The following is a 14,327-nucleotide window of genomic DNA, read 5'->3' on the forward strand; positions in this document are numbered from 1 at the left end:
GTTGCCCTTACAACGCTATTCTTTGCCCGGTGGCCATGGCAACATGCGCCAGCGCCTTGTAGGCCGCATCACGCACGCCGGGCGAATTTTCACGGGCGGCGGCGATGAGGACAGGAATGGCGTCGGTGTGTGTCAGGCGGCCCAGGTAATCGGCGGCGGCCATGCGGTTCGGCTCGTCGCCATCCTGCATGGCCTGCACCAGAGCGGCCTTGCTGGCCGGGCCGGCAGGCACGCCGCGCCCCTTGCTGGCCGCAAAGGCCACCAGCCAGCTTGACGTTTCGGGAGAAGGCACGGGTTCGGGGAAATGATCCGGCGGCTCGCGCAATTCCTGAGCCGCGGCCTCGGCGGCGTTGCGCACCAGCCACTGCGTATCATTGAGGAAAGCGTTGTCCAACAGTTCCAGCACCCAGGGTGCCGGGCCGACGCGCTTCATGCCCGCCACCGCGCCGCGCCGCACCACCACATCCTTGTCCTTGATGGCGTCCTGCAACATCTTGTGGCCCTCAGCCGGGTGTAGGGCCAGCGCCTCGCACACCGCCCGGCGCAGTTGCTCGTTGCCCTCTACCAGGGCGACGGCCAACCCTTCGAGCGAGTTCTGGTCGCCGATGACGGCCAGGGCCAGCGCCGCCGCCCAGCGCACGTACAAATCGTCGTCGTTCAACAGTTTGCGAATCTCGCCCACTGCCGTCATGTCGCTCAACGCGCCGAGAGCCAGAACCGCATACTGCCGGGCCAGCGGGTCGGCGCTGCTCAGGTTTTGCTTGAAGAGCTTGTTCACGCTCTCGTCGCGCGAGGCCACCAGCGCGCAGGCCGCCCGCGCCCGCAATTGAGTGGGCAGGTTTTGGGTCACAAAGAACTGAGCCAGCTTGCGGAACACGTCGCCGCGCCAGGGCGCATTGAGGGGCGCATCGCTCAGCCAGCCGGCGGCCGCAAACAAATCCGTTTGAAAGGCGTCGGGCGGCGCGGCTACTCTTTGCATGGCGATGCTGGAGGCATTGGCCAGCGAGGCATAAAACCGCAAGGCCACCGTCCAGCCCGGCTGTCCATGAACTGCCGTGATCGCGTCGGTGTCGCTGCCCGCCGCAAAATGTCGCGCCGCCAAATAACCGGCCACTGCCGGATGTGAAAATGAATAGCGCCCGCCGGATCGTTTGACCAGCAGGCCGCCTTTGCGCGCCAACTCGTCCACCAGATCGTCGGCGTCCATGGACGACGGGTGAGCCGTCTCGGCTCGACTGGCGTTGATCCACTCCACCAGCTTCTCGCGCGGCGCGCCGTAACGATCACGCGACAGCATTTCGGCGGCGGCGCGCTCCAATGCTTTGCGCGCTTCGGGGGCGATAGACAGGCGCTTGACGAAAGTCTCAAACCAATCTACCGGGCGCGCGCCCTCGGCGTCGCCGGCCAGCCCCGTCCAAATCTTCAGCGACACGTCCAGTGGAGACCGCCCGCCGGCGCCGCCGGTGAGCCAGCCGGCCACCAGCGCCGGGTCGAGATCGTCGTCGCGCTTGCGGCGCTTCTGCGCGGCCAGCACCGAAGGCCAGACCGCCACCCACTTGTCCACCAGCGATTGGAACATCGTCGTTGACCAGCCGCCCATGATCACCGGCACGAAGTCGAGCGAGAGGAAGGGCGCAAAGCCGGCGAGCGGCCCGGTGGCGATGATCCGATTCTTCCCGTAAGTTGCCCGGAAATTTCTCAGCCACTCGATCACCAGCGCCTGATGCGAGGACGGCAGATCGTCGAAGCCATCCAGCAGGATCAGCGCCTTGCCTTCTTTGAGGATGTTTTTGAAGAAGGAGGGAAAAGCCGGGGCGGTGATGGCGCTCAACCGGGCCGAGACGGCCTCCACCAACGGTTGAGCCGGATCTGTTTTTTCGGCGATGGGCAATTCCAAATCCCCGACGTGAACCAGCGCCGGCACGACCGGCTTGTCAAAGATTTCAGTAGCGACGTTGGACTCGGCGGCAATGGAGCCAAGCTGGGCCAGCAGGGCGCTCTTGCCGGCGCCGGGCCTGCCGACGACGATCAGGCTGTGCGGGGCGCGGGCGAGATCGCGCAGCGTGTAAGACGGTGTTTGATAGAGCGCGGTCAGGTCGGGGAAGTCGGGCGTGGATGGGACGACGAGGGTGAGGTCGGATTCCGGCTCTTTGCCGGGGTCGGCCATCGGTTCATCAATCCAGAAATGCGGTTGAACGAAAATTTCGTCGAGGGCGATGATGGAGCCGGCAATGTGATGGGTTTGCCAGAGGCCCAGCACGTCCTGCCGGTAGCGTTGCTCGGCGCCGGAGCTGAGGCGTTCGCCAAATCGCTTGAAGGTGTCGCCGATGTTATCGCGTGTGTTTCGCAGACCTTCGCGGAAGCGATAGATCAGCCCGAAGAAAATGGTGGCGGTGAGAAAGCCGAGGAGGAAGGAGACGAGATCAAAGCGCATAGTGCGTATCGCGTATTGCGTATCGCAATAAGCTATCAGCGATACGCGATATGCCAATCACCACCGGAAGATCATCTCGTCTTCGCCGCCCTGTTTGAGGTTGTAGTCCACCTTTTGCCCGGCGTGCAGGATGCGGTCGCAGTTGCTGCAGCGCACCAGATTCTCGCTCTGGCGGATGGCCTGGATGCGGGCCGAGGAGGGCGCTTCGCCGCAACCGTTGCAAACGCCGCTTTCGAGCAGGGAGACGGCCAGGCCGCGTTTGCGCGGGCGGAGCGAATCGTACAGGGCCAGGTCTTCGGGGTTGATGTTGGAAGTGGCGGCTTCGCGCTCGCCGCTGGCTTTGGCAACCAGGGCTTCGAGCGCGCCTTGGTCGCGAACGAGATCGGTTTGCTCGCCTGCGCGGACGGTTTCGGCGGCGGCCAGCGCCTCGCGGGCGGCGGCCTCCCCGGCCTCGGCGGCTTCCCCGGCCTCCATCGCCGCCAACTGTTGATCGTCCAGCCCGCCGCGTCGTTTCTTCAGCGAGTCAACCTCGGCCTGCAAGTCTTTGAGTTCGCGCGGGTTCGTCACCTTGCCGCCGTAAAGCTGGTCTTCCACTTCGGCGATCTTGGCGGCCAAGACCTGGCTTTCGGCTTCGATGTCTTTGGCCTTCTTGCGGGCTTCGGCCAGTTGGGCCTGGGCGGCGTTCAGGGCGGCCTGCGCTTTTTGCACCGCCGGGCTGTTGGCCAGCTTGGCGTCCACTTCTGCCAGCTGGGCGCGGCGCAGGTCAAGTTCGGTGTCAATGGTTTGCAATCGGTAGAGGGTAGATGAGCGGCTCACAAGCAGGATTATACAATGAACAGTGAACAAAAACCCAAATCTCAAACTCCAAAACCCCAATCCCCAATCCAAAATCCCAAATCCAAAATCGTAAAGTGGGTGCGCTATAATCCCCTGCTGACTCTTGCTGAAAGGAACTACACCCGACATGTTCTCACGTCGCAATCTCATCATCGCCGGCATCGTCATTCTGATCCTGGCCGGGGGAGCCGCCTACTATTTTCAACAGCAGGCGGCCCAGCGCGCCGCCGAGGCCGCCGCCCTGCGCACCGAGGTGGTGGCCACCGGTGACATTCTCTCCACCGTGAGCGCCACCGGCAGCATCGCGCCGGAGGCGCAGGTGAACTTGAGCTTCGCCACAACGGGCACAGTGGCCGAAGTGCTGGTGGAGGTAGGCGACGCCGTGAAGAAGGGTCAGGTGCTGGCCCGGCTGGACACGACGAATTTGGAGTTGACGGTGGCCCAGGCCGAGCAGACCTACGTTCTGCAACAGGCCAACCTGGAGCAACTTCAGACCGGCTCCAGCGAGTCGGAGATCAAAGCGGCCCAGGCGGCCATTGCCAGCGCCAACGCAACTTACGCCGCCGCCAAGCAACAGACCGACGCCCAGCCCGACTCGCTGGTGATTGCCCAGTCGAATCTGGACAAAGTCAAAGAGCATTTGCGGGTGGCGCAGTGGGCCTACGACAACATGCTCAACACCTGGTTCCTCAAAGACTACGCGCCCAACTCGCCGCAGGCCGAAGCCCTGAAGAATGCCCAGACCGATTACGACGTTGCCCTGGCCGACTACAACTTGAAGAAGGCGCAGATCAATTCCAGCAGTTTGTCGGCGGCTTATGCCCAGGTGACGCAGGCTCAGGCCAACCTGGCCAAGCTGGAGGCCGGGCCGAGCGCGGCCCAATTGAAGGCGGCTCAGGCGCAGGTAGAGCAGGCGCGCATTTCGCTGGAGATTGCGAAAACGAATCTGGAGAAGGCCACGCTCAAAGCGCCGTTCGTGGGCGTGGTGGCGGCGGTGAACGTGAAGCTGGGCGAGACGGCGGGCGGCGGTTCAGCTTTTGTGCTGGTAGACGACTCGCTCTTTCACATTGACGTGACGGTGGACGAAGTGGACGTGGCCCGCATTGCCCTCGGCCAGCAACTCACGGTGACTCTGGACGCCCTGCCCGGCGAAGTCATCAACGGCCAGGTGGATCAGATTGCGCCGACGGCGACGGTGAACGGCGGGGTGGTGTCATATGCCGTCCGCCTGGTGCTGGACTCGACAGACGCGCCACTGCGCGCCGGGATGAGCGCCACCGCCGACATCGTGGTGGACAGGGCCACGAACGTGGTGCTGGTTCCCAACTGGGCTATCCGCCGCGACCGGGACACGGGCGAGGTGCTGGCCAGCATTCTCAAAGACGGCCAGCCCGTCGAAGTGCCGGTCACCCTCGGCCTGCGCAACGAGACCCTCTCCGAAGTGAAAGAGGGCGTGCAGGCCGGCGACACGGTAGCCGTCTCCACCCTGCGCGAGCAGTTGAGCTTCTTCGGCGGCGGGTAGTTTGACAACGGATTTAACGAATGTAAATGGATAAAAAACAATCATCCGTTCTTTCCGCTCCATCCGTTGTCCAAAACCATGACTCTTTCCGAAAACATCCGTCTCGCGCTTCGGGCGCTGGCCGCCAACCGGCTGAGAGCGGCCCTGACCATGCTGGGCATCATTATCGGCGTGGGGGCCGTCATCACTTTGCTTTCAGTCGGCAAGGGCGTCGAGAAGTCGGTCTCCGACTCGTTCCAGAACATCGGCACCAATTTGCTATTCGTGATACCGGGCGGGGAGAACAGCAACGGCAACCGGCCCGGCGCGGCGGCTCAATTTCAAAGCAACCCCAAAGACCTGACGGACGACGACGCTGAGGCCTTGCTTGATCCGGTTCGCGCGCCTGACGTGATTGCCGTCTCACCGGAATACGACATCTTCGCCGCCGTCGAGTTTGGCCGCTCCGACACGCAGACCAACATCTGGGGCGTCACGCCCAACTTCCCCGCCGTGCGCGATTACGCCCTGGCCGACGGCGACTTCTTCACCCAGACTGAGCTTGTGTCTCGCTCACGGGTGGCCGTCATCGGCCAGACCATCGTCAAGAATCTCTACGGCGAAGATGAAGCGCCGATTGGCACGACGATCAAGATTCGCGGCATCCCCTTCAAAGTGATCGGCGTGCTGGCGAGCAAAGGCGGCTCCACCTTCGGCGACGCCGACGATCTGATCCTGATCCCGCTGACGACGATGCAGGAACGTCTGGCGAATGCCCGCAACGGTGAAGGCGACTTGCGGGTGTCGTTCATTACCGCCCAGGTGAGCGCCAGTGACCGGATGGAGGCCGCCGCTCAGCAGATCACCGACCTGCTCCGCGACCGCCACCAGATTGATTACCGGGCTGAGGACGATTTTTCGATCATCACCCAAACCGACGTGCTCTCGGCCTTTGGGCAAGTGACGGGGGCCATCACCGCTTTTCTGGGAACCATCGCCGCCATCAGTTTGCTGGTGGGCGGCATTGGCATCATGAACATCATGCTGGTCTCGGTCACCGAGCGCACGCGCGAGATTGGTTTGCGCAAGGCGGTGGGGGCCAAGCGCGGCGACGTGTTGTGGCAGTTTCTGGTGGAGGCCATGACGCTCTCGGTGACGGGCGGCGCCATCGGCATCGCTTTTGGCGTGGCGCTGGCCCTGTTGATCGCCAGCCTGCAGGACAACCTTGAGATCGTCGTGACCTGGGACGTGGTGGCGATGGCGACTCTGTTCTCTGCCGCCATCGGCTTGTTCTTCGGCATCTATCCGGCTTACCGGGCCTCTAAGTTGAGTCCAATTGAAGCCCTTAGATATGAATGATCGTTTCACCACGAAGGCACGAAGACTCAAAGCTACACAAAGATTTCTTGGCGGAACTTTGTGCCCTGGTGTCTTCGTGGTGAAGATATTTAGCAAATGATTGCCGAAAACATCCGCCTTGCCTTTCGCGCCCTGACCGCCAACAAGCTGCGGGCCGCCCTGACGATGTTGGGCATTACCATCGGGGTGGCCGCCGTGATCACCCTGCTCTCGGTGGGCGACGGGGTGAGCCGCTACGTGACGGCCCAGTTTGAAGGGCTGGGGACGAATCTGGTTTTTGTCTTTCCGGGGCAGTTCAGTTTTCAGGGCGGGCCGAGGGGGGCGCGGGCCGGTTCGACCTTTCTCACCGACGCCGACTGGCGGGCGCTCTCCGATCCCTCTCGCGTGCCGTCAGCCGAATACATCGTGCCTATGTTGCGGCGCGGGGTGCGGGCCGCGCGCGCCAGCTACGACGCCGAGGTCACGCTTCGGGCGACCAGCCCCGATTATTTAGCGGCCCGAAGCTTCGAGATCGCCGCCGGGCGCAACTTCTCGCAGACTGAATACGACGAGCGGGCACGGGTGGCGCTGATCGGGCAAACGACGGTCAGCAACCTGTTCACGCCGGACGAGAATCCGCTGGAGGCGACGGTGCGAATCAACGGCGTGCCGTTCAAGATCGTCGGGGTGCTGGCCGAGAAGGGCGGCGGCGCGTTCGGCGACGAGGACGATGTGCTGATCGTGCCCCTCAGCACGGCTTCGACCCGGTTGTTTGTGACGCGCACGGCGTCGGGCGACGTGCGGCTGAGCATCATCTTGATCAAGATTCCAAACGCCGAGTCGGTTGACCGGGCCATCTTTGAGGCGGGCGAAGTTCTGCGCGAACAACACCGCATCCCCATTTTTTGATTATATTTTAATTAAAATTAATTTGCGGTAATTTCGGCCAGATCACCGGCATCCTCACTCTGTTTCTGGGCGCGATTGCCGGCATCAGTTTGCTGGTGGGCGGCATCGGCATCATGAACATCATGCTGGTCACCGTCACCGAGCGCACGCGGGAGATCGGCTTGCGCAAGGCGGTGGGCGCGACCGGCCAGAATATTTTGATTCAGTTTTTGGTGGAAGCGGTGACGCTGTCGGTGTCGGGCGGGGTGTTCGGGATCGGGCTGGGGATGCTGGGCGCGTACATTATTCACTTGCGCGTGCCGGAACTGGATACAACGGTGCGGGCCGACGCGGTGATTTTGGCCGTTGGCTTTTCGTTATTCGTTGGGCTGTTCTTTGGCATTTACCCGGCCACCCGCGCTGCCGCTCTCAGCCCCATGGCGGCGTTGAGGTACGAGTAGCAATTTCACCGCGAAGGCGCAAAGGACGCAAAGAATTACAAGGATTCCTTTGCGCTCTTTGCGTCTTTGCGGTAAATCTTTCTATTCGTGCTTGGAGCCGTCGGGCATGGTGGCCCCGGTGAGCTTGGCCAGGCTGATGTTGGCCCCGCTGATCTTGGCCCCGGTCAGGTCGGCGTTCTCCAGAATCGCGCCGACCAGGTTGGCCCCGGTCAAATCGGCGTTCACCAAACTGGCCCCGGTGAGGTCGGCTCCCCCGAATTTCGCGCCGCACAGTTTCGCGTCCCGCAAGTTGCTGTCGAGCAGGCGGGCGTCGCGCAAGTTGGCGTCGGTCAGGTTGGCCTCGCTCAGGGTGGCCAGGCTCAGGAATGCGCCGGTGAGGTCGGCGTGGGTGAGGTTGGCTTCGATGAGCTTGGCCCCGCGCAGGTTGGCGCTGTGCAGTTTGGCCTGGCTGAGGTTGGTGAGGTTGAGCGAGGCGCCGCGCAAATCGGCCTCGGTGAGATCGGCCTCGGTGAGTTTGGCGTGGCGCAGGTTGGCGTCGCGCGCGTCGGTGTAACTCAGGTCGGCCCCGATCAGGTTGGCCTCGGTGAGGTCGGCCCCCATCAAATTCGCCCGGTTCAGGTTAATCTTGTGCATGTCCAACCCGTGCAGGCTGGCCTTGCGTAAATTGGCCCCGCGCAAATTGGCTTTGGGTTCAACTTTGTAGCCGTTGACCATCATAGCGTTGTCCTCAATTCCTTGCCGATAATGCCAATAGTATACTCAGAATTGTGTTATTTGCGCTGGAATGGGAAAGATTTTCTATACGCGGAAGCATTTAGAGATGGGGTGTCGAAGATTTAGCCGCTCTAATCCGCCCGTGCCCCCTGGTTCAAAAGATGGGCTTGATTTTGCTGGGGTGTTTCCCAGCGGAATAATGGGCAAATTTCAGGCTAACGGTCAACGGGCGGATTAGAGAAGCTCGCTCCGTCCATTGTATCTAAAGTTGCCTTTTCCCGGTTCTGGACTATTATCTTGGTGATTCACAGGAACCAGGAGAGACTCGCATGGACCCCGCCACCTTCGCCCTCATCGCCTCCGCCCCCGGCCCGGCGTTGGTCACCGTCTTCACCAAACTGGCCGAGAAGGGCGTGATAGACCCGGCCCTCGAAAAGGGCCTGGAGCCTTTCCGGGACTGGCTCACGGGCGGCTACAACGTGAAGAAGGACGAGGCCCGGCTGGCGAAGGCCTTGCAGGCCGCCCTGCCTGCCGACGAAAAAGATACCCGGCTGTTCTTCGCCTTCAGTGACCTCAGAGCCAGCCCCGGCCTCGCAACCCGCGCCGCCGCCGCCGTCGTGGAAATGACGACCGACGACCCGGCCCGCCTGCCGCCCGACCTTTTGCGCGACTTGAAGCTGGATGATTCGCACCGCCCGGCGCTGGCGACGGCGCTGTTCAAACTGCGGGTTGAGTTGGTGAAGGTGGAGGGGTTTGGCGATGGGATTCGGTATGCTGACCAATTGGATCAGCGCGGCCTGTTGCGCGAGACGCTGGGCCACGCCCGTCGGGAGATTGAAATTGACGAAGCCTTTTTGGCTGACCGCCGCCTGACGACTGATGATGAGAAAGCGTTGCGGGATTACATAGCGCTTGTCCGCGAGCAGTTGCGCTACATGCCATTGCCGCTCGCCCGCCGCAGTGGGCCGGAGGCGCGGGCCGACGCTCAACTGGCCGAAGTGTTTGTGCCGCTTACCTTGCGCGACCCGCAGGAGGAAGAAAAAGCCCGCCGCCGCGTTGACCTGACTTCCCGCTCCTCTTTCTCGAAAAGGCAGGGGGAAATTGATCATGAAGAAATCAAACCGGCTTCGCTTAGCGATGTATTCAACCGTCACCCGTGTTTTCTGCTGAAGGGGCCGCCCGGTTCCGGCAAAACTACACTCCTGCGTCGCGCCGGTTTGGCTTTTGCCGAAGGCAGCGCCCAGGCTGATCTCGATTGGAATGGCCCGACGCTCTTGCCCGTCTTTGTTCGTCTGCGCAACTTCGGCGTGTTTCTGGGCGAGAATCGAGCGCGGTTCACCAGCCCCGCGCCGGGCGCGCTCACCGAGTTTATGGAGCATTACTTCCGCAATGAGCATCGGTTGTCGCTTTCGGCGGGTTTCTTTGACCGCCGTTTGGCCGAAGGCCGTTGCTTGATCCTGCTCGACGGATTGGACGAAGTGGCCGCAATTCGAGCTGAAGTCGCCCAGCATGTCAACGCGTTCATTCGCCACTTTGCCGACAAGGGCAACCGCTTTGGGCTGGCCTCGCGGCCTAAAGGTTACGAGTCGGTGGAAGTGTATCTGCGCCCCGCCGCGCCTGCCATCGCCGATGTCAACCCGCTGGGCCCAGATGGCATCCGCCAATTGGTGAGCAACCTTGTCCAATCGCTTGAGTCGAATCCAGCGCAACGGGCTAAAGACTCTGCCGATCTCCCTCAGCGGATTCTGGCCTCGCGCGATTTGACGTTCATCGCCAGCACGCCGTTATTCTGCACGGCGCTGGTGTTGGTTTACAAGTATCACGGGGCGCAGTTGCCTCAGCGCCGGGTGGAAGTCTATCAAGAGATTGTGGACTTGTTGCTCGGCTTTTGGAAAGCGCAGGAGCGCGAACTAGCCCGCGCTCACGAACTGGCGCAGGAGGACGGCACGGGCGCGGCCTTCGCCGATGTGGCCAAGGCAGTGGCGATCAAAAAGAGCCGCTTGGCGCACCTGGCTTTGTGGATGCAAACCGAGCGACTGACCGACGCCCCAACGGCCCGCGCCCGCGCCGCCCTGGCCGACTATTTGCGCCGCCAAGAGCGCAAAGACGAAGCCACTGCTGACTCGTGGGCTGAAAATTTTTTGCTCAATTCGCACGAACGGAGCGGCCTCCTTGTCGAAATAGAGGCCGGGAAGCACACCTTCACCCATCAGGGCTTCCGCGAATATCTGGCGGCGACGGCGCTGGTGAGCAAAAGTGATGACGAGTTTGTGCGCACGGCGCTGGCCCATCTTGCCGATGACTGGTGGGAGCAGGTGATCCTTCTGGCTGGCGCTTACCCGGGGCCGCTGGAGGCAAAGCGCGCGTCCCTGATCAACGCCATCCTCGCCGCCGCCGCTGACCCAAATGCTGAACCAGGCGCTCGCCACGCTCGCCTGCTCATGGCCGGACAGTGCGCGGTGGACATGGCCGGTTACCTCCCCGGCCCGGAACAAGACCTGGTCGAGCGCGCCTTGATCCACCTCATGCGCGACACCGACCCCGCCAGCGCCGACTACCCAAACGATCAACCCCTCCACTCTCCACCCTCCACTCTCTCCCCACGCACCCGCCTCGCCGCCGGCGAACTCCTCGACGCGCTGGGCTGGACGCCGCCGGACTTGTTTGACTTTGTCCCGGTATATAACACGGATTGGTGGAATTTAACGGATTCCGATCCGTTAAATTCCACCAATCCGTTGTTCTTCCTCTCCCGTTTCCCCGTCACCAACATCCAATATCAACGCTTCCTCGACTCGGACGATTACGACAAAGCCACCATCTGGCAGAACGTGGCCGCCTTCGACGCCGACCAGAAGACGCCGACGCGAAACATGGGCGACGAAGCGTGGAAGTGGTTTCAAAAGAACGGCGGCAAGGAGCGCAGGCCGGTTTATTGGGATGACCCGCGCTTCGGCGCGACCCGCCGCCTCTTCCCGGTCGTCGGCGTCACCTGGTACGAAGCCGCCGCTTACTGCGTCTGGCTTTCGCATCATTGGCGTGAATGGCCCGAAGCTTCTAACCTCCAACCTCCAACTTCCAACCTCCAGTTCCGCCTGCCGACCGAAGACGAGTGGGAGAAGGCCGCCGGAGGCAAGTGGAAAGACCCGAAAGTGGAGAAGGAGAAGCCGCGTTACGCCTGGCAAAAGACTCCGGCGAAAGTGAAGGGCGATGAGATTGTGATTGCGAAGCATGCCAACACTTCCGAGTCTGACCTGGGCGGAACAACACCGGTGTGCATGTACCCGGCTGGCATGAGTCTTGCAAAAGTAATGGACATGAGCGGGAATGTGTGGGAGTGGCAGGCGAACCTTTACGGGAAGGACAATAATTGGCGCGCATTGCGTGGCGGCGCATGGTATAGTGATGCTGAGGACGTACCCGCTTCGGCGCGCCACGGCTCCCTCCCCGGCGACTGGGGCAACGGCTACGGTTTTCGGGTGTGCGCGGCGGCCTCTGTCTCTCGCTCTTGAATTTCTGAACTTCTGAACTTCTGATTTCTGATCGCGATGAAGGGGCGCAAAGCGCCCTCGCGCAAAAATTTTCAGAAGGTGCGTGTAGTCAGCGAAAAAAGGTAGTGATAGGCAATACGTTGCCTTGCTATGGGGCCAGCCGTTTACCGCTTCGGCGCGCAACAACAACCATCCCGACAACTGGAACAACAACAACGGTTTTCGGGTGTGCGCGGCGGCATGACTCTCCGAAGTCTTGCTGGGCAGGAACGCTTCCTGCCCCGTGCCAGCAGTGCTGACCGTTCACGGACGGCAGCCGAGGCCACCCACGAGAGACAGCGCGGTTGAGTCCCGTCCTGTCGCGCAAGCGATGGGGCAAATACAGAATAGCCCGGCCCCCTCTGGTACACCGCCTGCGCGGTGGAACGTTGGGGCCGGGCAATTTACTGGACAACGGATTTGGTGAATTTGACGGATCGCGATTGCGGGCCGCAGAGCGCGGATTTTCGCGCAAAGCGTAAGCGGATCAGAATCCGCCCATTCAGGGAATCCGTGCTCTCTCCCTCTTCAGAACAACGGATTAACCGAACGCAAAGCGCGGATTGCGATCCGCTAACTCGGTTGATCCGTTGTTCTTCTTTTCATTACGCTATAATTCAATCACCGCCTCAATTCTCCAATTCTCTAATTCTCTAATTCTCTAATCTCCAATGCCCCCCAAAGACATCCAATACTTCGACCAGGCCCAGATCACCATCAAAGCCGGCAACGGCGGCGACGGCATCGTGGCCTTCCGGCACGAGAAATTCATCCCGCTCGGCGGGCCGAGCGGCGGCGACGGCGGGCGAGGCGGCTCGGTCTTCCTCGTCTGCGACCCTACCCAAAACACCCTCTTCGTCTTTCAGCGCAAGCGCCACTACGCGGCTGAGAGCGGCAAGCCCGGCGGCGCGAAAAATATGTCCGGCAAGTCCGGCCCCGACCTCGAAATCAAAGCGCCGCCCGGCACGCTCGTTCGCGACGGGGAAACCGGCGACGTACTGGGCGACCTGACCGAGAAGGGTCAACGTTTGCTCATCGCCAAAGGCGGGCGGGGCGGGCGCGGCAACCAGCACTTCGCCTCGTCGCGCAACCAGGCCCCACGCACCGCCGAGCGCGGCGACCCCGGCGAGGCCCGCACCCTCAAGCTCGAACTCAAACTCATCGCCGACATCGGCATCGTCGGCGCGCCCAACGCCGGCAAGTCCACCTACCTGGCCTCGGTCAGCGCCGCCCGCCCCAAGATCGCCGACTACCCCTTCACCACCCTCACCCCCAACCTGGGCGTGGCCGACCTGGGCAACTACAACACCGTCGTTCTGGCCGACATCCCCGGCCTCATCGAAGGCGCGCACCTCGGCTCGGGCCTCGGCTTCGCCTTCCTGCGTCACATTCAGCGCACCCGCGTCCTCATCCACATCCTCGACGGCCTCTCACCGGACCCCGTCGCCGACTTCAGCCAGATTCTCACCGAACTCTCGTTGTTCGACGAGAAGCTGATGGAGAAGCCGATGATCGTGGCCCTGAACAAGATGGACGTAGCGGACGTGGGCGAGAAGTGGCCCTCGGTGAAAGCCGAGATCGAAAAGCGCGGCTACGAGATCATGGCCGTTTCAGCCGCCACCCAAATGGGCGCCCGCGACCTGCTCAACCGCGCCAGCCAACTGCTGGCCGAAGCGCCGCCCGCGCCCGTCTACGAAGCCATGCCCGTTTACCGCCCCAGCGTTGACCCGGACGCCTTCAAGATTCACGACGAGGGCCGGGGCGTGTGGCGCGTGACCGGCAAACGCATCGAGCGCGCCGCCGAGATGACGATCTGGGAGTACGAAGATTCGGCTTTGCGCTTCCAGCAACTGCTTGAGGTGCTGGGCATCCGCGCCGCGCTCACCGAGGCGGGCGTGAAAGAGGGGGATACGGTGATGGTTGGCGATGCCGAGTTGGAGTGGAGCGATTAATAGGACGCAGATGAACGCAGATTTACACAGATTTTTTATCCGTGTTCATCTATGTAAATCTGTGTACAAATTTAGGTGCGTTTAGGAATATTCGGTGGCACCTTCGATCCCCCTCACTTCGGCCATCTCGCGTTAGCCTCCGCCACTCGCGAGCAATTGAAATTGGATAAAGTGTTGTGGGTCGTCGCCGGCCAATCGCCCCTCAAACAGGATCGGCAACTCAGCCCGGAAGAAATTCGCGTCGAGATGGTGCAAGCCGCCATCGCCGATAACCCGGCCTTCACCCTCTCTCGCGTGGATTTGGATCGGCCCGGCCCGCATTACACCGTCGAGACGCTTGAGATTTTGAGCCGCCAGTTTCCCGGCGCAGAACTTTATTTTCTGATGGGCGAAGATTCTTTGCGCGATTTGCCGAAGTGGCGGCGGCCCGGCGGCCTCATTCGTCTGGCGTTGCTGGCAGTGCTGGGGCGGCCCGGCGCTGAAGCCGACCTGGATGACTTGGAAGGAAGCATCCCCGGCGTGGCGGCCCGCATCGTCTGGGTCGAGTCGCCGCGCCTGGCAATTGCCTCCAGCGACATCCAGCAGCGCGTTCGCGAAGGTCAATCTGTGGAGGAAATGGTTCCGGGTGAAGTGCGGGCGATTATTGAGCGGGAGCAGTTGTATAAACAGTAA

10 protein-coding genes are annotated in these 14,327 nt (G+C 62.0%); 7 read left to right on the forward strand and 3 right to left on the reverse strand.

The genetic code is table 11. The annotated features are described in order from the left end of the window. Nucleotides 1-7 precede the first annotated feature (7 nt). Nucleotides 8-2,434: a HEAT repeat domain-containing protein gene (locus HYZ49_10505; protein ID MBI3242711.1), complete on the reverse strand. Its 2,427-nt coding sequence runs from the start codon at nt 2,432-2,434 to the stop codon at nt 8-10. 57 nt (nt 2,435-2,491) lie between these two features. Next, a complete protein-coding gene (locus HYZ49_10510; GenBank protein ID MBI3242712.1) occupies nt 2,492-3,250 on the reverse strand; it encodes a hypothetical protein in 759 nt (252 codons plus the stop codon). Nucleotides 3,251-3,398: 148 nt separating this feature from the next. Between HYZ49_10510 and HYZ49_10515 the strand changes: the two genes are divergently transcribed. The 4 genes from HYZ49_10515 (at nt 3,399) to HYZ49_10530 (ending at nt 7,459) form a co-directional block, all read left to right on the forward strand. Beyond that, the gene (locus tag HYZ49_10515; GenBank protein MBI3242713.1) at nt 3,399-4,793 is read left to right on the forward strand and encodes an efflux RND transporter periplasmic adaptor subunit; all 1,395 of its coding nucleotides are present in this window, start codon (nt 3,399-3,401) and stop codon (nt 4,791-4,793) included. A 78-nt stretch (nt 4,794-4,871) separates the two neighbouring features. Next, a complete protein-coding gene (locus tag HYZ49_10520; protein MBI3242714.1) occupies nt 4,872-6,131 on the forward strand; it encodes an ABC transporter permease in 1,260 nt (419 codons plus the stop codon). Between the two features lie 96 nt (nt 6,132-6,227). After that, nucleotides 6,228-7,019 (forward strand): ABC transporter permease, encoded by a 792-nt coding sequence (locus HYZ49_10525; protein ID MBI3242715.1) that lies wholly within the window; start codon nt 6,228-6,230, stop codon nt 7,017-7,019. A gap of 113 nt (nt 7,020-7,132) precedes the next feature. After that, on the forward strand, nt 7,133-7,459 hold the full coding sequence (locus tag HYZ49_10530) for an FtsX-like permease family protein (protein ID MBI3242716.1): 327 nt from the start codon (nt 7,133-7,135) through the stop codon (nt 7,457-7,459). Nucleotides 7,460-7,540: 81 nt separating this feature from the next. On the opposite strand, the gene HYZ49_10535 is transcribed toward HYZ49_10530, so the two are convergent. Next, complete coding sequence (locus tag HYZ49_10535) at nt 7,541-8,176, reverse strand: pentapeptide repeat-containing protein (protein MBI3242717.1); 636 nt, start codon at nt 8,174-8,176, stop codon at nt 7,541-7,543. Nucleotides 8,177-8,502: 326 nt separating this feature from the next. Between HYZ49_10535 and HYZ49_10540 the strand changes: the two genes are divergently transcribed. From HYZ49_10540 to HYZ49_10550, 3 genes are all read left to right on the forward strand, one after another. Continuing rightward, nucleotides 8,503-11,685, forward strand: a complete 3,183-nt coding sequence (locus HYZ49_10540; GenBank protein ID MBI3242718.1) for an SUMF1/EgtB/PvdO family nonheme iron enzyme — start codon at nt 8,503-8,505, stop codon at nt 11,683-11,685. 689 nt (nt 11,686-12,374) lie between these two features. After that, nucleotides 12,375-13,655, forward strand: a complete 1,281-nt coding sequence (obgE, locus tag HYZ49_10545) for a GTPase ObgE (protein MBI3242719.1) — start codon at nt 12,375-12,377, stop codon at nt 13,653-13,655. A 75-nt stretch (nt 13,656-13,730) separates the two neighbouring features. Next, complete coding sequence (locus HYZ49_10550) at nt 13,731-14,327, forward strand: nicotinate-nucleotide adenylyltransferase (GenBank protein ID MBI3242720.1); 597 nt, start codon at nt 13,731-13,733, stop codon at nt 14,325-14,327.

This window comes from Chloroflexota bacterium (assembly GCA_016197225.1).
In the GTDB taxonomy this organism is placed as follows: Bacteria; Chloroflexota; Anaerolineae; order Anaerolineales; family VGOW01; genus VGOW01.